The following is a 17754-nucleotide window of genomic DNA, read 5'->3' on the forward strand; positions in this document are numbered from 1 at the left end:
AATGGATGGGGAACGGTGTGTGCATGGACAAAGAGATTGAAAACCTGACAAACCGGGCACTGGAGTACGCAAACGAGCTCGAGCGGCTCCGGGCCGGAATAAAGACCGTTGTCGTGGGACAGGACGACGCGATCGACCGGCTCATCCTCGCGCTCTGCGCCGGCGGCCACGTGCTCCTCGAAGGAGTGCCGGGGATCGCAAAGACCCTCACGATCCGGACGCTCTCGCAATGCCTGGACTGCAGGTTCGTCCGGATCCAGTTCACCCCCGATCTCCTCCCCGCCGACATAACGGGAACGAGGATCTACAACCAGAAGGATGGAACGTTCTCCACGGTGAAGGGCCCGGTCTTCGCACATTTCGTTCTTGCCGACGAGATCAACCGGGCGCCTCCCAAGGTCCAGTCAGCGCTTCTCGAAGCCATGCAGGAACGGCAGGTCACGATCCAGGGCGAGACCCATACGCTTGCCCGGCCGTTCTTCGTGCTTGCCACCCAGAACCCCATCGAGTCCGAGGGCACGTACCCGCTCCCCGAGGCCCAGCTGGACCGGTTCATGTTCAAGATCCTGATGACCTACCCCTCCCGGGAAGACGAGGTGAGGATCCTCGACCGGTTCACGGAAGGGATCGCGGCCGTCCCGGAGAAGGTAATCCCGGCAAAGAAAATCCTGGAACTCCAGGCATTCGTGCAGACCGTATATGCCGATCCCGCCATCAAGAAGTACGTCAGCGGGATCGTGAACGCCACACGGAAGCCTGCGGAGCACGGCCTCGCCGACACGAAGTACATTGCGCTCGGCGCTTCCCCGCGAGCCTCGATCTTCCTCGTCCTCGGCGGCAAAGCCCATGCCCTGATGGCCGGGCGGGGATATGTCATCCCCGAGGACATACGGGCCGTTGCCCACGATGTCCTGCGGCACCGGATCCTTCTCACCTACGAGGGAGAGGCGGACAATGTCACGACCGATTCGATCATCGATCGCATCCTTGCAACGGTGAAGGTACCATGAAGGATGCCCCGGGTCGAGGGCATTCCTCTCCCCGATTACGGTAGGGAGGCGACGGCACATGGAAGACCGCGACCGGTTGATCCGGCGGATCAAAAAACTCCGGCTCGCAACCGGCATCCCGGCCGGGGGGCTCTCTCATAAAACTATCCCTTTGATTTGGGCTTATTTTTCAGATCGGAGGCCATTTTGAGAAACGGGTTTCCCGATAGTCGCGTTTTTTGGCGAATTCCAGCGATTGATTTCAGAAATATTGAAGTATAGGGGAAATTTCGAGAATCTGGGAATAATACGGGCGCCAAAATCGGATTAATTGTTGCCTTTTGGTTCGATGAAATGGGGATAATCCGGACATGAGCCCGGCCGGAGTGTCCGGGAGGGGATGGATCCGGCCCCCTTATTCATTCCCCGTTTTCGTCCTCGGCTTCCGCGGCCTGCGCACCCGCTTCCGCTGTGGTTTATCTGCCCCGAGCATTCCCTCGTCCGTATACGACTCCGCCTCCTCCGGCTCCTGCGGGAGGGCAGACCGGATATCCTCCGACCTCCTCCTTGCTTCCGGCTCCGGCTTGTGCACGAGGAGTTCTGCAAGCACCGCATCGATACCCGTCCCGTCCGCGGTTGACATTGTGATATACCCGTCGGCAACCGAGATGTCCGACTTGTTCGCGACAACGATGACGGGAACGCTGACCATGCCCTTCACTTCTTCAAGCAGGCTCAGCTGCACGCACATCGGGTACCCGCAGTGCTCGGAAGGGTCGGTGATGAAGAGGATGACATCCGCAACGTTCATGATCGCGGAGAGCGCCTGCTTCTCGATCGCGTTCCGCTCCTCTACCGGGCGGTCAAGGATACCGGGGGTGTCCACGAACTGGATCCGTTCGCGTCCCATCTCGCGGTGGCCCACGATGATCCCCTTCGTGGTGAACGGGTATGAGGCCACTTCCGGATCAGCGGAAGAGACGCGCCGGATGAACGAGGACTTCCCCACGTTCGGGTAACCGGCAATGACAATCGTAAACCCCTCCTCAATATTGGGAAGGGTCCGCAGCACATTCCTGACCTCGTTTAAGAAATGCAGGTCCTTGTCGATCTGGTGGACCATGGAGGCGAGCCGGGCCACTGCCCGCTTGCGGACAACCAGCGTGTCCTCGGCTTTCCGGGACTGGAACGCCAGCTGGTTTCCCACCATCTTGGTGTGCTTTGCCGCCCAGCCTACTGCCCCGAGGGACTGCTTGATCCTGTCGATCCCGTACAGGATCTCCGCAAGGTCCCGGTAAAACGGGTGGATCTTCTCGAACTCGGGAAACCCCCGGATGATGTACACGAGCCGGTCATGGATTGCTGCACCCACGGCCCGGACGAACTCCTGGTTCGCCCGCTCCTTGTTGGTCTTCTCCTTCATCTTCTTTGCCGCACGGCGGAAACTCCGGTCAAGGATCTCATCCGCAGTGGGCACCGTTGGCATCTTCTCGAATTCCACAGCCGGCCTGCCTACCTATCTATTTATTATGGAACGTCAAACGGATTATCGTTATGGACCTGTCCCTCATCCAGAAGGATATCCTCATCACCTTGATCACCCTCTACCACCAGCACTCGCACTCGATCAAGGGCGAGGAGATCGCCGAGATGATCCAGAGGAATCCCGGGACGGTGAGAAACCAGATGCAGGCCTTAAAGGCAATCGGGCTTGTCGATGGCGTTCCCGGGCCGAAAGGGGGCTACATCCCCACGGAGACCGCGTACCGGGAGCTCAACATGAGCACTGCCGAAGGGGACTACGATGTCCCGATCAGCCGGAACGGCGAGGAGATACGAGGGGCTCACGTCCAGGAAGTGGACTTCACCACCCTCTGCCACCCGGATATCTGCCACGCGGTCATCAAGTTGGTCGGCAGCGCCAAGCTCTTCGAGATCGGCGATCAGGTCACCATCGGGCCGACCCCGGTCAACAAGCTCCTCATCCGCGGCGAGGTCTTTGGCAAGGACGAGGCAAAACAGTCCCTCCTCATCTCAACGAACGAGATCATCTCGCTCCCGAAGCGGTCGATCAAGCATTACATGTCGTCGCCCCTGATCACCCTGAAAAGCACCGATTCCTTAATGGACGTCCTCTCGCTCTTCAACCGCCACCGCATCCACGGCGCACCGGTTGTCGACAACGGGAAACTTGCCGGCATCATCACGATGAGCGACATTGCAAAAGCGGTTGAGAAGGAACTCCCGCTCTCGACAAAGGCCGCGGCCTGCATGACCATGAACGTTGTCGAAGCACCGTCCGATATCAAGTTGTTCGAGGTCATCCGGCAGTTCAAGGAACGCGAGATCGGCCGGCTGATCGTCATCGAGGATGGCAAGCCCGTGGGCATCATTACGCAGTCGGACATCATCCGGGTCTTCCCGTCGCTTTAAATCACAATATCTTTACATATTCCCCGCTATTTTTTATGGGAGGATCAGTGTATCATGACAGAGATATCCCAAGCAGCAGTAGAACGGATCATCAAAAAAGCCGGTGCTGACCGGGTCAGCGCGGATGCCACCGAGACCCTTGCCGGCCTGATGGAGGAGTACGGGGCGCTTCTTGCAAAGGAAGCCAAGAAGATGGCGGACCATGCCGGCCGGAAGACCCTCCGGGGTACCGATGTCAGGATGGCCGCAGAAATGTTCAAATAACGATTTTTTCTGCTCTTTCATCAAAAACTCATTTTTGCCGCCAATTCAGAACAATTTAAATATTTATACATCGTCAATTTTTTTATGACGCGTGTATTCGCCCGCAGCCTCTCGAGAAAAAAGGTAATGAGCAATGACGGGAAGGTCATCGGCACCTTAAAGAACCTCCGGGTTGACTTCGACTCCGGCCAGGTTGTCGAGATGCTCGTCCACCCGGACGCCAGTTTCGATACCTCGAACTATGATATGGAAGACGACAAGATCTTAAAGGTCTCTTTTGAGGCTGTCAAGGATATCAAGGACTATATCGTTGTCGACCGCTACCTTGCCCGGAAATAAGAAGAATACTTTTTTACGCCTTCGACAAACCCATTGCCGTACGGCTCTTTTGTGACATAATCTGCAGCTGCTTTTGTGTCGGGATGGGCATTTGCAACCGCAATGCCGATACCGGCGACCTGGATCATCCGGGTGTCGTTCACGGAGTCCCCGATTGCAAGGAAGTCCTCCGGTTTCAGGCCCAACGCCTCTGCAAGCATGACAAGGGTTGTCCCCTTGCTGATTCCCGGGGTCTGGAGGTGGATGGCAAACCCGGTATCGATCACCTGCACCGGATGATCCCGTATGACCTCCCGGACCTCTTCAACCGCTACGGTCCGGGCAAACGCGAGGTCGGCAAACCGGTACGTGGGACTGTACAGGTTCAGCTCAACACCCTTCCGGGAAAAATGGGCCTGGATGGCATCAAGGGCAATTCTTACGGCTTTCTGGCCCCCGATGATCCGTGGCGTGCCGGTAAAGCCGATCCGGTATACGCCCCCGTTCTCGGCAATAAACGTTCCTTTTGTCCCGATCATCTTGCAGAGGGCGTCCATGAGGCAGGAGGCGTTCCCGCTTGCGAGCACTACCTCAACCCCATCGTCCACGAGCGAGCGGATCGTCTCGATTGCCCCGGTATGGATCCTGCGGTCGGGGCCGGTGATGGTGCCGTCGATATCAGTGATGAGTGCTTTTAACACGATGTACTCTCTGACGGCTCGGGATTAAATCCTCGCGATCCGACAGGTCATCAGACCTGGAGGACGAGAAGAACGCATCAGCGTTCTTCGAAGAATCCTGATGGATTCTTCTCATTTCTCGGATTTGATAATCCTCGAAACTTCGAGTTTCGACAGGTTCGAAGAAATCCTTCGGATTTCTTCTCGTCCTCTACCTTCTGATGAAGGTCTCGGATATATCAGCACGACTTGAGGCCTGCCTCTTCGACCATGAACGGCGCTTCGCCCTCGGGGAGGTTGGGGCTGTCCACGAGACGTGCAATGCGTTTCCCGCCCTTGCTCTTTCTCAGGTAGAGACGGAACGTTGCCGTGTGCCCGACGATGTTGCCGCCGATCGGCTTTGTCGGGTCGCCGAAGAAGACCGCCGGGTTGGACATGACCTGGTTCGTCACGAGGCCCACGGCATTGTGCTCGTCAATGAGCTTGAAGAGCTCGTGCATGTGCCGGTTCAGTTTCTGCTGCCGGGCTGCAAGCGTGCCGCGGCCGGCATACTCTGCCCGGAAGTGGGCCGTGAGCGAGTCAATGATGAAGAGCTTGACCGGCTTCCCGTTCTCTTTGAGCTCGGTTGCCAGCTCGCGGGAGTTGTCGATCAAGAGCATCTGGTGGTCGGAGGTGTGGGCACGGGCGATATGGATATTGTCGAGGAACTCCTGGGTATCCGGGATATTGTCGAGGCCAAGACCATTGACCATCTGCTCGATACGCTCGGGGCGGAACGTATTCTCGGTATCGATATAGATGACGCTGCCGTTAAGCCCGCCCTCCTCTTCCGGGAGCTGGACATTGACCGCCATCTGGTGGACGATCTGACTCTTACCGGAACCGAACTCACCGTACATCTCCGTGATGGCCTGCGTCTCAAGCCCCCCGCCCAGCAGGGTATCCAGTTCCGGGACACGGAACGAGAGTTTCCGGACATCCTTTCTCTGCTCGAAGATGTCCTTGCCGGTCTTGAATCCCCCGACATCGGCAGCCTCGCGGGCAGCCTTGATGATCTTCTTTGCCGTGGACTCCGAGATCTCCGAGACCTCGGAGAGCTCTGCCGGCGATGCCGTGGCAATGCTCTCGACCGAGAGGTAACCGGCTTCCCGGAGTTTATCCGCAGTGCTCGGGCCGACGCCCGGTAAATCTTCAATCTCGAGTGGTCCTTCAGCCATTTCTTATAACACTCCTATGGCACAACAAGATGTAAAAGATTAGCACATAAACCCCCCAGCGTGCGCAGGGTGAAAGTGCCGTTCATTCGTCCAGGGCTTTCTTTAAGGACGCTATGTGCGCTGTAACCGTCTCGGGCGTGATCGCCACCGGCACGATCTCTTCCGGGAGGATACGGCTGCCGCGAACGGTGCCGGTGACCTGCAGCTCCGTCCCGGTCGGGAAGTCCGCATCGATAAGGTACCGCTCGCTGCCATTGTCGATGAAGGTGCACCCCGGGCCCGGGATGATGGTCCCGGAAAAGACAATGGGCCAGGCCCGTTCGTCCGGGATCCTCACCACGCTCCCGCGTCCTGCCGCAAGCTCGATGTTCCCGAACCGGCCGGGTTTCGCGGTGGCATGGAAGACCTCGATTTTGTCCCCGGCGGCCAGCGGGACGAGCGCATGGTCGCCCCAGAGCACAACATTCAGGTCATCGCTCCCGTCTGTAATTACGATATTTTTCACCCACGACGGGGTCCCGTTCCGCGCGGTAAACGACCGGGGCTGCTGCACCTGCTTCACTTCGCCCGTAACGGAATAGATCCCCTGGTCGCCCACCGAGCCCGGCGGTGTGAACGGGACAGATACCGCAAGGTCTGTGGGCACGACCGTGCTCTTCTCGTCCAGGCTGTAACTCCGCCCCTCGTCGCGCTGATTCGGTTTTGCGCCCGTGATATGGAGGCAGGAGCCCGGCGACACGGAACGGAGGAGGTCCGGTGCCCATGCAACAAGCCGTGCGGTCCCCGTAGCATCTGCGACAAGGGCTTCCACCATCTCCCCGGTCGATCCGTCGCGACGGGTATAGGTGCGGGGCTCCCCGCGGAAAACCAAAAGAACGTCCAGCTCGACCGGCTCGTTCGAGAGGCTGGCGTTCCCGTTTTTCAGCACCGGGCCTGCGATCTCGATGCTGACTTTCCGTAACGCCAGTGCATAGATCTCCCGGGTATTCTTTCCCGGGTGGCGGCCGATGACCTCCAGGGCCTCCCCTGCCGTCACGTCCAGCGCGGCCCCTGCCTTCTCGTCCCAGAGAACGACACGGGTAGTCCCGGTCTCGTCGCCAAGGAGGAGTGTTGCGACCCAGCCCTTCTCGCCATCGGCCCGGTCGAACTCCTTAGGTTCCGTCTTGTCAACAACTTTCCCGAAAAAAGAGAAGAGGCTGGACTTTGCACAAAGCCCCTTGATCTTGACATGCTCCCGGCCCAGCTCTCCGACCACCATCATCGCGGCGGTCGGCTCGTCCACGAGGTCCCCGCACTCGTCGATCTTCTTCTCAACGCGCTGTTCGAACTCCTCTTTTGTTATGAGGTCGTCGACCAGCGCATAGTGGAAGAGCACAGGGCAGGTCCTCCGCTACTCGTGAATGGGATGGCCGCTCGTGATCGTGAGGAAGCGGTGGAGGTTCACAGCTGCATCTTCCGCATGCGTTCGATAGCTTCCCGGATCCGTGCAACCGGGCGGGTGATGGCAAACCTGACATAGCCGTCCCCGCTTGCACCGAAACCGACGCCCGGCGTTGCAACGATGCCTGCCTCGGTCAGGAGCCGGCCGGAGAATTCCATGCAGTCCTTTACCGGCACCCAGACATAGAAGGTCGCCTTCGGGACCGGCACATCGAAGCCGAGGTCTTGTAATCCCTCGCAGAGCACGTTCCGGCGCTCCTGGTAGATGGTACAGGCCTCCTTTACGCAGTCCTGCGGGCCGGAGAGTGCGGTGATGGCGGCGTGCTGCACGGCATCGAAGACGCCGGAGTCCACGTTCGTCTTGACCCTCCCGAGGCCCGCGATGACGTCGGCATTGCCGACCGCCATGCCGATCCGCCAGCCGGTCATGTTGTAGGTTTTCGAGAGCGAGTGCATCTCGATACCGATCTCCATGGCACCGGGAGTTTCAAGGAATGAGGGAGCCTTGTAGCCGTCAAAGGAGACCTCGGAGTACGCATTGTCCGAGACCACAACAATATCATTGTCGCGGGCAAAGTCCACGACTTCCTTGTAGAACCCGGCCGGGGCAATGGCACCGGTGGGATTGTTCGGGTAGTTGATGTACAGGATCTTTGCGGCTTTTGCCACGTTTTTCGGGATGTCGGAGAGGACGGGAAGGAAATTATTCTCCCGCAGGAGCGGCATCTCGTGCACCTTCCCCTCGGCAAAGAGGGTGCCGGTCCGGTACACCGGGTAGCCGGGGCTCGGGGCGAGGACATAGTCGCCGGGGTTGACGAACGCTTCGCCGATATGGGCGATGCCGTCCTTGGAGCCCATCAGGGCAACGACTTCTTTGTCAGCGTCGAGCGTGACACCGAACCGCTTCCTGTACCAGCCGGCAACGGCGTTCCGGTAGGCCGGCATGCCGGCATAGTCCGGGTAGTGGTGGTTCTTTGAGTCCTTTGCTGCCGCAATGAGGGAATCTACGATATGGGGCGGCGTTGCAAGGTCCGGATCGCCGACACCGAGGTCGATGAGATCGACACCTTTCTTCCGTTGTTCGGCTTTCATCGCGTCGATCCGTGCAAAAAGGTACGGCGGGAGATTGCTCATGCGTGATGCGTACATAGGTACCCACTATTTTGGCGCTGGACGCTATAGAATTTAACTCCGTTCATGGAATGGATCTTCCTCCTGTGCCGCCCCCCCTCATGAACCATGCTTATCATCCTGCAGGAATAAGATCAGCGGCATGGAGACAATGCAACAGGCTGAACCGGCAACAGGGATGTGCGTGATCTGGTCAACGGTGCCGCCATCGCGGTCGGAAGACCTGGCAAAACGGCTTCTTGATAAGGAGCTGGTTGCCTGTGTCAACATCACTCCCGTACGGTCGCTCTATCGCTGGAAGGGAGAGGCATGCGATGACCGGGAACACCTGCTTATCATGAAGACAAAAAAGAGCCTTGCGGATCTGGTCATACGGGAATTAAAAGGCATGCACCCGTACGAGGTTCCCGAGATCATTGTCCTGCCGGTCATCGCGGGACACCCGCCCTATCTCGCATGGGTGCAGGAAGAGACGCGGGACTAAATCGCCTGCTGGCGGATGCCCGGGGGGTCCGGAATACACAAGCTTATTTCCCATGGACGGGCAACAAAAATACAGTAGTCCGGGACTGATTGACCGTGGCAGAAGGACAGACACCGCAGCCAAAGACCGCCCTCCTTGTACTCGGGTGCCCGCAGGTACCGGTGCAGACCAGCATCGCGCTCTACCTGATCAACCGGCTGAAGAAGGCCGGGATATCTCCCGTTGTTGCCGGGAATAAGGCTGCAAACACCCTGCTTGTGGTTGCCGACCAGGACCGGCATTATCTCGGCGAGGTCATCGACCTCGACCGGGCCATCGGCCTCATCACGGACGGGAAACGGACGTTCGATCTCTGCTTTGTCTTTATCCATAACGATGCCGGGGTCAGTTATGCCGCAACAATGGGCGCAATCTCGAAAGCAAAACTCTACGGGCTGGTATATGGCGAGCATTTCGAGGAGCAGGCAAAGAAGATCGACTTCCCCTGCACGGTGGTTGCGGCAAAAGCCGTCCACAACCCCCTGCCGTTAAAGAAGGCAATCGACGAGGTGGCACCATGGGCTGCGTAGAGTCGATGAATTACGAGATTGTTCTTCGGGATGCGACCTTCAAGGAGTCCCGCGATTATATCCGGAGTCATTTCAGGGAATCGATTGATGTTCAGCCCGGATTCAAGGTCTTCGACGTCCACGTGATTGGCCTGCCCCCGATATCCATCGGCCTTGATGGCGATTTTGTGGTCTTCCCGTACACGAAACCCTGCCACGGGACGTTCCTCCTCCGGGTGGAAGACACGGCGGAAGCCGCCCGGCTCCGGGCACTGAAAAAGTAACGGCCCGGTTGTTGTCCCGTTTACCCATTCTCTCCTGGTTGGGGGGAACCCGCATCCCGCATATCATGGAGGACCGAAGGGTTGAGAACGAAGAGCCGTTTGGTATCCCCTATCGCTATATAGCAGGTAGATCAATAAGGAACTATACGGGGTGATCATGGCCGGCAAAGCAAAGATCCTGCTGATGGACGACGAGCAGATCATTCTTGACGTGACAAACGAAGTCCTCGCGTTCCTTGGCTATGATGTCATGTTTGCTCAGGACGGGGCGGCAGCAGTCGAGCTGTACCGGCGCGAGAAGGAGGCCGGTGCCCCGTTCGATGCAGTCATCCTCGACCTTTCCGTCCCGGAAGGCATGGGCGGGAAGGAGGCGATGCAGAAACTCCGGGAGTACGACCCCTCGGTAAAGGCCATCGTCTCCAGCGGATATGCAAATGACCCTGCGGTCACCGCGTATTCTGATTACGGGTTCTCCGCAAAGCTCACCAAGCCCTACAAGATCACGGACCTGAAGGCGACCCTTGAAGAGCTGCTGAAAAAGTAACGGGATGCCGGCCCCGGGCGGACCCGTCCGGTCCCGTCAGCTGCCGCCTTTTTTCCCGATCTTTGCGATTGCATTGTCTGCTGCACGCCGGACGTACTCGTCCTTGTCACCGGCGAGTTCCCGAAGGGCATCGAGCGCACGGGCATCGCCGATGTTGCCGAGGGCATCTGCGGCTCCCCAGCGCACGTACCAGTCGCCGCTCTTCAGGCACTGGATGAGGGTATCGACAGGGGCATCGCTCCCGAGCTTCCCGAGCGCCCAGGTGGCCGGGACCTGCACAAACGAGTCCGGCTCCTTGAGCGCCTTGGAGAGGCAGACTGCGGCCCGCTTGTCGCCGATCTTCCCGAGTGCGTCGGCAGCGCTCCAGCGCACGTACCAGTCCATGTCGTTCACCGATTGGATCAGCGGCTCGACAGCCCGCCTGTCGCCAATCTCCCCGAGGGCCCAGGCCGCCCGCACCCGCACCCACCAGAGCGGGTCCTTAAGGGCAAGGATCAGCGGTTCCACGGCAGGTTCGCCGATGTTCGAAAGGACGTACGCGCTCCGCCACTGGGTGTCGCTGTCCTCGTCATGCAGGGCCGCTATCATGTGAGGGATCGCCACCTGCCCCATCCCGGCAAGAACCCGTGTCGCATGCCACCGGACATCGTGGTCCTCCTCGGACAATGCCCGGAGCAGCTGGGGGATCGCCCGCTCCCCGATATGGCCAAGGGCAAGCCCGGCCAGCCACCGGACATCGTGGTCGTTCTCCCGCATGGCACGGATCAGGGGCTTTATTGCCGGTTCCCCGATGTCCCCGAGGGCAAGGGCCGCCCGCCACCGGATCCCGAGGTTCTGGTGCCGGATCGCCTTGATGAGCCCGTCCATGTCCATGCCGCTTGACGTATGGATGGAGTAGGCCTTCCTGTCGGTACCTGTATTCTGCATCTCCAGTCTGTTCACCCCTGTTCTGATGATTGGTTTCGTGCTATTTGAATATGCCGAAGGAACGGGATCCGGGGAAATCCGGGCAGGTTTCACATTTTTTGGCAGAGTTCCTGCAACCATCCCAATGTATATACGCACCATGGCAGCACCGTATCATGCGGAGATACCATGGCAGAAGAACGGGAAGTGTCGGTCCTTGTCGGGGGGAGAGCAGGGGATGGGATCAACAATGCCGGTGCACTGGTGGCCCGGCTGCTCGGCCGGCTCGGGTACCGGATCTACCTCTATTTCGACTACCCTTCGCTCATCCGCGGGGGACATAACTTCGCCGTGGTCCGTGCCGCCAGTCGCGACGTGGGGACCTGTCGGGAGAAGGTGGATTTTGTCCTTGCCCTGAACCAGGAAACCGTGACCCGGCACCGGGGGATGGTCCATGACGGTACCGCCATTGTCTTCAACGCCGACGTGGTGAAATCCGAAGGCCAGGGTGTTCCGGTCAAAACAATCCTTGCAGCAGAGCAGGCTCCCGAGATCATGGGGAACTCTGTCATGATCGGCGGGTTTGCAAAATCTGCCGGGATATCCTGGGAACTTGTCGAGGACGTGTTCCGGGCAGCGCTTCCCCAGCGGACGGACCTGAACCTGAAGGTAGCAAAGAGGGCATACGACCAGCTTACCGTTGCCCGGGCAATCCCGGAACGCGGGAACCCTCCCCTTCCCCTGCTGACCGGGAACGAGGCGATCGGCCTCGGGTTCATCCGCGGCGGGCTGGACGCATATGTCTCCTACCCGATGACGCCCTCCTCAAGCCTGCTGCACTTCCTTGCCGGCGAGAAGGAGACGTTCGGGATCACCGTGGTCCACCCGGAGAACGAGATCGCCGTTGTCCTGATGGGGCTCGGGTTTGCCTATGCCGGGAAACGCGCTGCGGTCGGGACGTCAGGCGGTGGGTTCTGCCTGATGACCGAGGGTTTGTCCCTTGCCGGTATGGCCGAGCTGCCGCTTGTCTTCGTGGTCTCCCAGCGGGCCGGTCCTTCAACGGGTCTTCCCACGTACACCGGGCAGTCCGAGCTGGAGTTTATCCTGCATGCCGGGCAGGGAGAGTTTCCCCGGCTGATCGTTGCCCCTGGCGATGCCGGTGAGGCGCTTGCCTGGTCCGCCATTGCACTGGAGATCGCCTGGCAGTTCCAGGTCCCGGCATTCATCCTCCCCGACAAGACCCTGTCGGAAGGGACCTGGAGCGTTGACACTGCTGCACTCCCCTTGCGGGAAGATGTACCTGCGGTTCCGGGCAGGACAGCATCCGCATCGCTCCCGTACCGCCGCTATGCCGATATGCCCGATGGCGTCTCCCCACCTGCATTCCCCGGTACGCCGGGTGCAGTTGTGAAGGTGAACAGCTATGCCCACGATGAAGACGGGTATACGACAGAAGAGGGTGACATGGTCTCCCTGATGACAGAAAAGCGGCTCCGGAAGCAGGAGGCGCTTGCCCGTGCGATGAACACCCTCCCGCAGGTCAATGTCCTTGGAACGGCCGATGCAGCGGTGGCCCTTCTCTGCTGGGGATCGACAAAGGGTGTCTGTGCTGAGGTGGGAGAGGCCCTCGGGCTCCGGGTGGTCCAGCCGGTTGTCCTCGAACCGTTCCCGGTGACCCAGCTCCGGGTTGCCCTTGCTGGCGCGACAAAACTCATCTGCGTTGAGGAAAACGCGACCGGCCAGCTCGCCGCCATCGCGTCAGAATACGGCATCACCGCTGATGAGGCGATCCTCCGGTACGACGGCCGCCCGTTCACGTACGAGAGTCTCCTTGGAAAAGTGCGGGAGGTGATCCCATGACCGGCCGGAACCTGATCACGGACGTCCAGAACACCTGGTGCCCGGGGTGCGGGAACTTCACTATCCAGCACACACTCAAGGCACTTCTTGCCGAATGGGAGAAGGAAGGCCGGTTGCTTGACAATGTTGTCCTCGTCACAGGGATCGGTTGTCATGCGAAAATTGCCGATTATCTCAACATCAACAGTTTCTACTCCCTCCACGGCAGGACGATCCCGGTGGCGACCGGGATCAAACTGGCTAATCCCGACCTCACCGTTATCTGCTGCTGCGGCGACGGGGACTGTTACGCAGAAGGGCTCGATCACCTGGTCTTTGCCGCGAAACGGAACATCGACATCGCGGTCCTTGTCCACGACAACCGGGTGTATGGCCTTACCACAGGGCAGTACACGCCCACGTCCCCGCTGGGATTTAAGGGAAAGTCAACGCCTTCCGGCACGGCAGAGCTCCCGCTCAACCCGCTGGAACTGATGCTTGCCTGCGGGGCAACCTTCATCGCACGCGGGTACACGAAGAAGATGGACCAGCTCAGAACCCTGATCCGTGAGGGAGTTATGCACAAGGGATTCTCGTTCATTGACGTGCTCCAGATCTGTGCAACCTTCTTCCCGGCTGCCGATTATTATACCCCGCGGGTGTACGAACCGGCCGACCACGATCCCACGGATTTCGGGAAAGCCTGCCTGCTTGCCCGGGAATGGGACTACAACTCCGATGCCCGGATTGCGCTCGGAGTCCTGTACCGGAAGAGCATGCCGGGATTTGGCGAACGGATTGCGGTGCCCATAAAGACGGCTTCAGAGAGGGAACAGGCCGTCCGGGATATCATTGCAGCACGGATTTAACCCGGGCGGTTCCATGGATGAAAAGAGTGCCCTCGTCCGGAGATCCCGGGTTACCGCGAGGGCCGGGAATTGCCGGAAGAAGGGGAACGTTCGTGAGAACCAAGGAACATGACCGGAAGACCGGATCGGCCGGACAGCCCGTGTGCCCGCGGGACTGGATGCAGACTGTCACCGGCCGCCTGATCCTGCTTCCCCTCATCCTCTCCGGTGTCTGGATCTTCGAGACCTTCCTCTTCCAGGGGTGGCCGCAGGTCTTCCTCTCTCCCCGGCCGTCCGGGCTTCTCTTCTATACCCTGATGACCTGTGTGTTTATCGGGATCCTTGTTCCCGTGTTCCTCATGCGGCAGGCATTCCTCCGCGGGGATGCCAACATGCACCAGCTCGGGTTCCGATCAGTACGCCGCACCGTCCTGATGACCAGCCTTACCCTGCTGATCGTCTGGGTGGCGGTCGTTCTCCAGAATCCCTTTGGTACCGACCGCATGGCGTTTGTTTCAGTATATCTTCTCCTGCTGCCGACCGGCATCGCATCTGCCATGGTCTGCTGCGTCCTTGCCGGGACGCACGTGCAGGCGTTCGTCCGCGAGCGGGGGGCGCTCGTGGCCATCCTTGCCGGGACAGCAGTATCGGCGCTGCTCTTTGCCCTCTCCCTGACAGCGCACTTTCCTGACGCTGTGACCCCGGTATCCTTTCTCCGCTTCTTCTCGGCCGGAGCCCTCTCGGCCCTCTTCTTCTTTGCCGTGCGGGATGTCTGGGCGGTCTCGGTTGTCGTCACGGGGATCCTTGTCTGGCTCACGGACGGGTGGCTGGACCCTGCACAGGTCTTTTTGCAGTATCCCGCGGTCCTTGCCGCAGCCCTTCTTTGTGCAGGTACCCTTGCAGCCCTCCACTGGTACCTCTCCCGGCATTACATCACCATCCCCGCCCCGCACGGGTAATCCCCGGGACGGTTGTGCAGAGAGGGGGGCCGTCACGCGTATCATGCGGCCCGCAGGGATTGCCTCCCGCGGGGATGGCCACCACAATCCTTAACAGGATACACCGGATATCCGGTAGTGATGACGGGATCGTTCATCACCCCGGAAGTCTTTGCTTTCGTTATCGTACCTGTCCTGATCTTCCTTGCCCGTGTCTGCGACATGAGTCTTGACACGATCCGGGTCATTTTTGTCTCAAAAGGGATCCGCTACCTCCCTGCCATTGTCGGGTTTTTCGAGGTCATCATCTGGCTCGTTGCCATCGGCCAGGTGATGAACAACCTCACCAATGTTGTCTGTTACCTTGCGTACGGTGCGGGTTTTGCCACCGGCACCATCATCGGTATGGCCATTGAGGAGCGGCTCTCCCTCGGCCTTGCGACCGTCAGGATCATTACAGCAGAGGACCCGGCCGGGCTTATCCGGGTCCTGCGTTCGCACGATTACGGGGTGACGGTTCTCGATGCAGAGGGTGGTAAGGGCAGGGTGAAAGTCATCTTCACTATTATCAAGCGGCAGGACCTCCAGCATGTCGTCTCCATTATCAAGGACTTCAATCCCGATGCTTTCTACTCGGTTGAGGACGTCAAGGCGGTGGCGGAAGGAGTATTCCCCTCTCACAACTCTCATGCACTCCTCCGCTGGGCAGATCTCTTAAACCTCCGCCCGAAAGGCAAGTGAGGCAGGCGTTGCCCTCCTTTTTTTGACCAATACCTTCTTTTTGTTCCAGGGTGACGATGACACAGGGAGTGCATATGCCGATCCAGCAGATCCACGTGGAAAATTTCAAGAGTTTCTCCGAGCTCGACATCGACCTTGCACGGTTCAATGTCGTGATCGGGTCAAACGCGGCGGGGAAGTCCAACTTCATCAGTATCTTCCGGTTCCTGCGGGACATTGCCACCGCGGGAATCGTGAACGCGATTGCCATGCAGGGCGGTGCGGACTATCTCCGGAATGCGAAGATCGGCATATCACGCGACCTCGTTATCCGCGTCCGGTACGTTCCCGAGAGCACGCTCGAGTACGTGGAGAATACGCGAGAGGGCCCGGCACTGCTGGGGATGCGGGCCTGCGAGTCCCAGTACGAGTTTGCGCTGCGGTTCACCGGCCACCAGGACGAATTTTCCATTGTCCGGGACCGGCTCGAGATCGGGTGTGATGTCTCGTCCTGCCGGCGTATCGGGGCAGGTGTTGTCGAGGACAGCCCTATCGGCAGGGGGAAGATTGCAATCGAGAGCGAGAACGGTAAAATCCGGTACTCGGTCACCATACCGCAGGGCTGCCCGCTCCGGGAGGAGGAGATCATTCCCATCTTCTTCCGGAACAAGCAGTTGCCGGAGAAGACGCTCCTGTTAGAAACCATCTACGGCTTTCCCCTCCCCCACCTCGACAAATTCTTTGACCGGATCGCAGTATACGACATCGACCCGAAACTCCCGAAGAAAGGAGCGGTCATCACCGGGAAGCGCGAACTGGACCCCGACGGGGGGAACCTCGCCCTCGTGCTCAAGCGGATCATCGAGGACCCCGAGAAGAAGCGGAAGTTCTCGAACCTCCTCCGGGACACCCTGCCATTCGTGGAGGAGTTCTCGGTCCAGAAGTTCATGGACGTCTCCCTCATCCTCACCCTCCGCGAACGGTATGCAAAGGAGCGGGACCTCCCGGCCTCCTCGCTCTCCGACGGGACAATCGTCATCTTTGCCCTTATCATTGCGCTCTACTTCGAGGACAAGCCGTTCATCGTCATCGAGGAACCGGTCAGCCACATCCACCCGTTCCTGGTCGGGCGCCTGATCGCCATGATGAAGGAGGCCTCCGAAAAGAAGCAGATCCTCCTCACCACCCACAGTACCGAGGTGGTCCGGCACACCGGGCTTGACAACATCCTCCTCATCTCCCGGGACAGCGAGGGCTTCTCGATAATCTCCCGGCCGGCAGACAAGGAGGAAGTGCGGACGTTCCTCGAGAACGAGATCGGCATCGAGGAACTCTATATCCAGAACCTGCTGGGAATCTGAATGAAGAAGCGTCTGTTCATCATGGTGGAGGGCGAGGACGATGTCCGGTTCTTCGGCCGGCTCATCAAACCCCTGATCGCCCCCCGCTATGATTCCATCGAGATCATCCCCTATGCCTGCATCAAGCGCGAGAAGGTGAACCGGTTCTTAAAAAGCGTCATCTTAATGAAGAACGACTACATCTTTGTCGCGGACATCGACAACGAACGGTCGGTACGGGACAAGAAGCAGATCCTGTACTACCGGTTCAGCGAGATCGACGGGGGAAAAATCGTGATCGTGATCCGCGAGATCGAGAGCTGGTACTATGCCGGGATCTCCGGTTCGCTTGCTCAGGAGCTGGGCATAACGGAGACCGGGAATACCGACGACCTGACAAAGGAGGACTTCAATGTGCGGATCCCGAGAAAATTCGATTCCCGGATCGATTTCATGTTCGAGATCCTCAAATCGTTCTCCCTTGATACGGCAGCAAAGAAGAACAGCTCGTTCCGGTTCTTCGTTGAGCGGTACCAGGTGTACGAGAATCCCGGCTGATTCCGGAATTGTGTCTTTCTTTCCCAAAAAAGGGACTTAATGGCATCATCGAAACCATTTTTTAACGCGTGACGCCATTCTGTAATACCTGAATTGAGGTTTTTGCAATGGACAAGTACGTTTGTACGATTTGCGGTCATGTCTATGACCCGGAGAGAGGGGAACCTCGCTTGGATCTTGCCCCCGGAAAGGATTTTGCCGAGCTCCCCGGTGACTGGCAGTGCCCGGTCTGTTTCGCTGAGAAGGACAAATTCGTGAAGGCGGGATGATGCC

21 protein-coding genes are annotated in these 17754 nt (G+C 59.0%); 15 read left to right on the forward strand and 6 right to left on the reverse strand.

The genetic code is table 11. The features are described 5' to 3' along the window. Window positions 1–23: 23 nt before the first annotated feature. The gene (locus METFOR_RS03740; RefSeq protein ID WP_048111119.1) at window positions 24–1010 is read left to right on the forward strand and encodes an AAA family ATPase; all 987 of its coding nucleotides are present in this window, start codon (window positions 24–26) and stop codon (window positions 1008–1010) included. 394 nt (window positions 1011–1404) lie between these two features. Here the strand turns inward: METFOR_RS03740 and METFOR_RS03745 are convergent, their stop codons facing one another. Beyond that, window positions 1405–2475, reverse strand: a complete 1071-nt coding sequence (locus METFOR_RS03745; RefSeq protein WP_015284771.1) for an NOG1 family protein — start codon at window positions 2473–2475, stop codon at window positions 1405–1407. 68 nt (window positions 2476–2543) lie between these two features. Between METFOR_RS03745 and METFOR_RS03750 the strand changes: the two genes are divergently transcribed. The 3 genes from METFOR_RS03750 to METFOR_RS03760 all read left to right on the forward strand — a co-directional run bounded on the left by METFOR_RS03750 (window position 2544) and on the right by METFOR_RS03760 (window position 4025). Beyond that, a complete protein-coding gene (locus tag METFOR_RS03750; RefSeq protein WP_015284772.1) occupies window positions 2544–3422 on the forward strand; it encodes a CBS domain-containing protein in 879 nt (292 codons plus the stop codon). A gap of 54 nt (window positions 3423–3476) precedes the next feature. Then, on the forward strand, window positions 3477–3686 hold the full coding sequence (locus METFOR_RS03755) for a histone family protein (RefSeq protein WP_015284773.1): 210 nt from the start codon (window positions 3477–3479) through the stop codon (window positions 3684–3686). A gap of 84 nt (window positions 3687–3770) precedes the next feature. Then, the gene (locus tag METFOR_RS03760; protein ID WP_015284774.1) at window positions 3771–4025 is read left to right on the forward strand and encodes a PRC-barrel domain-containing protein; all 255 of its coding nucleotides are present in this window, start codon (window positions 3771–3773) and stop codon (window positions 4023–4025) included. On the opposite strand, the gene METFOR_RS03765 is transcribed toward METFOR_RS03760, so the two are convergent. From METFOR_RS03765 to METFOR_RS03780, 4 genes are all read right to left on the reverse strand, one after another. After that, window positions 4007–4705: a phosphoglycolate phosphatase gene (locus METFOR_RS03765; protein ID WP_015284775.1), complete on the reverse strand. Its 699-nt coding sequence runs from the start codon at window positions 4703–4705 to the stop codon at window positions 4007–4009. The two genes, METFOR_RS03760 and METFOR_RS03765, sit on opposite strands and share 19 nt — an antisense overlap. A 218-nt stretch (window positions 4706–4923) precedes the next feature. Then, the gene (gene radA / locus METFOR_RS03770; RefSeq protein WP_015284776.1) at window positions 4924–5901 is read right to left on the reverse strand and encodes a DNA repair and recombination protein RadA; all 978 of its coding nucleotides are present in this window, start codon (window positions 5899–5901) and stop codon (window positions 4924–4926) included. 82 nt (window positions 5902–5983) lie between these two features. Continuing rightward, window positions 5984–7276 (reverse strand): single-stranded DNA-binding protein, encoded by a 1293-nt coding sequence (locus METFOR_RS03775; protein ID WP_015284777.1) that lies wholly within the window; start codon window positions 7274–7276, stop codon window positions 5984–5986. A gap of 65 nt (window positions 7277–7341) precedes the next feature. Then, complete coding sequence (locus tag METFOR_RS03780; RefSeq protein ID WP_015284778.1) at window positions 7342–8490, reverse strand: LL-diaminopimelate aminotransferase; 1149 nt, start codon at window positions 8488–8490, stop codon at window positions 7342–7344. 124 nt (window positions 8491–8614) lie between these two features. Between METFOR_RS03780 and cutA the strand changes: the two genes are divergently transcribed. From cutA to METFOR_RS03800, 4 genes are all read left to right on the forward strand, one after another. Further along, on the forward strand, window positions 8615–8956 hold the full coding sequence (cutA, locus tag METFOR_RS03785) for a divalent-cation tolerance protein CutA (protein WP_015284779.1): 342 nt from the start codon (window positions 8615–8617) through the stop codon (window positions 8954–8956). 95 nt (window positions 8957–9051) lie between these two features. Then, a complete protein-coding gene (locus METFOR_RS03790) occupies window positions 9052–9525 on the forward strand; it encodes a DUF1890 domain-containing protein (RefSeq protein ID WP_015284780.1) in 474 nt (157 codons plus the stop codon). Continuing rightward, window positions 9513–9788 (forward strand): DUF1894 domain-containing protein, encoded by a 276-nt coding sequence (locus METFOR_RS03795; RefSeq protein WP_015284781.1) that lies wholly within the window; start codon window positions 9513–9515, stop codon window positions 9786–9788. Before METFOR_RS03790 ends, METFOR_RS03795 begins: the two co-directional genes overlap by 13 nt. Before the next feature lie 157 nt (window positions 9789–9945). Beyond that, on the forward strand, window positions 9946–10332 hold the full coding sequence (locus tag METFOR_RS03800; protein ID WP_015284782.1) for a response regulator: 387 nt from the start codon (window positions 9946–9948) through the stop codon (window positions 10330–10332). Between the two features lie 36 nt (window positions 10333–10368). On the opposite strand, the gene METFOR_RS03805 is transcribed toward METFOR_RS03800, so the two are convergent. Next, window positions 10369–11259 carry a HEAT repeat domain-containing protein gene (locus METFOR_RS03805; RefSeq protein ID WP_158491345.1) on the reverse strand — a complete coding sequence of 297 codons (891 nt, stop codon included), beginning with the start codon at window positions 11257–11259 and terminating at the stop codon, window positions 10369–10371. Between the two features lie 168 nt (window positions 11260–11427). Here METFOR_RS03805 and METFOR_RS03810 point away from each other — a divergent pair, with 168 nt between their 5' ends. From METFOR_RS03810 to METFOR_RS03840, 7 genes are all read left to right on the forward strand, one after another. Next, window positions 11428–13098 carry a 2-oxoacid:acceptor oxidoreductase subunit alpha gene (locus tag METFOR_RS03810; RefSeq protein ID WP_015284784.1) on the forward strand — a complete coding sequence of 557 codons (1671 nt, stop codon included), beginning with the start codon at window positions 11428–11430 and terminating at the stop codon, window positions 13096–13098. Then, on the forward strand, window positions 13095–13946 hold the full coding sequence (locus METFOR_RS03815; protein WP_015284785.1) for a thiamine pyrophosphate-dependent enzyme: 852 nt from the start codon (window positions 13095–13097) through the stop codon (window positions 13944–13946). The genes METFOR_RS03810 and METFOR_RS03815 overlap by 4 nt, the downstream gene beginning before the upstream one ends. A gap of 92 nt (window positions 13947–14038) precedes the next feature. Beyond that, on the forward strand, window positions 14039–14884 hold the full coding sequence (locus METFOR_RS03820) for a hypothetical protein (protein WP_048110795.1): 846 nt from the start codon (window positions 14039–14041) through the stop codon (window positions 14882–14884). Between the two features lie 120 nt (window positions 14885–15004). Beyond that, window positions 15005–15604, forward strand: a complete 600-nt coding sequence (locus METFOR_RS03825; protein ID WP_015284787.1) for a DUF2179 domain-containing protein — start codon at window positions 15005–15007, stop codon at window positions 15602–15604. 74 nt (window positions 15605–15678) lie between these two features. Then, window positions 15679–16944 (forward strand): AAA family ATPase, encoded by a 1266-nt coding sequence (locus METFOR_RS03830; protein ID WP_015284788.1) that lies wholly within the window; start codon window positions 15679–15681, stop codon window positions 16942–16944. After that, entirely contained in the window at window positions 16945–17481 is a 537-nt protein-coding gene (locus METFOR_RS03835; RefSeq protein WP_015284789.1) for a hypothetical protein, read from the forward strand. It abuts the gene before it with no gap. Window positions 17482–17588: 107 nt separating this feature from the next. Beyond that, window positions 17589–17750 carry a rubredoxin gene (locus tag METFOR_RS03840; RefSeq protein ID WP_015284790.1) on the forward strand — a complete coding sequence of 54 codons (162 nt, stop codon included), beginning with the start codon at window positions 17589–17591 and terminating at the stop codon, window positions 17748–17750. The last annotated feature ends 4 nt before the right edge of the window (window positions 17751–17754 follow it).

This window comes from Methanoregula formicica SMSP (assembly GCF_000327485.1).
Lineage (GTDB): Archaea > Halobacteriota > Methanomicrobia > Methanomicrobiales > Methanospirillaceae > Methanoregula > Methanoregula formicica.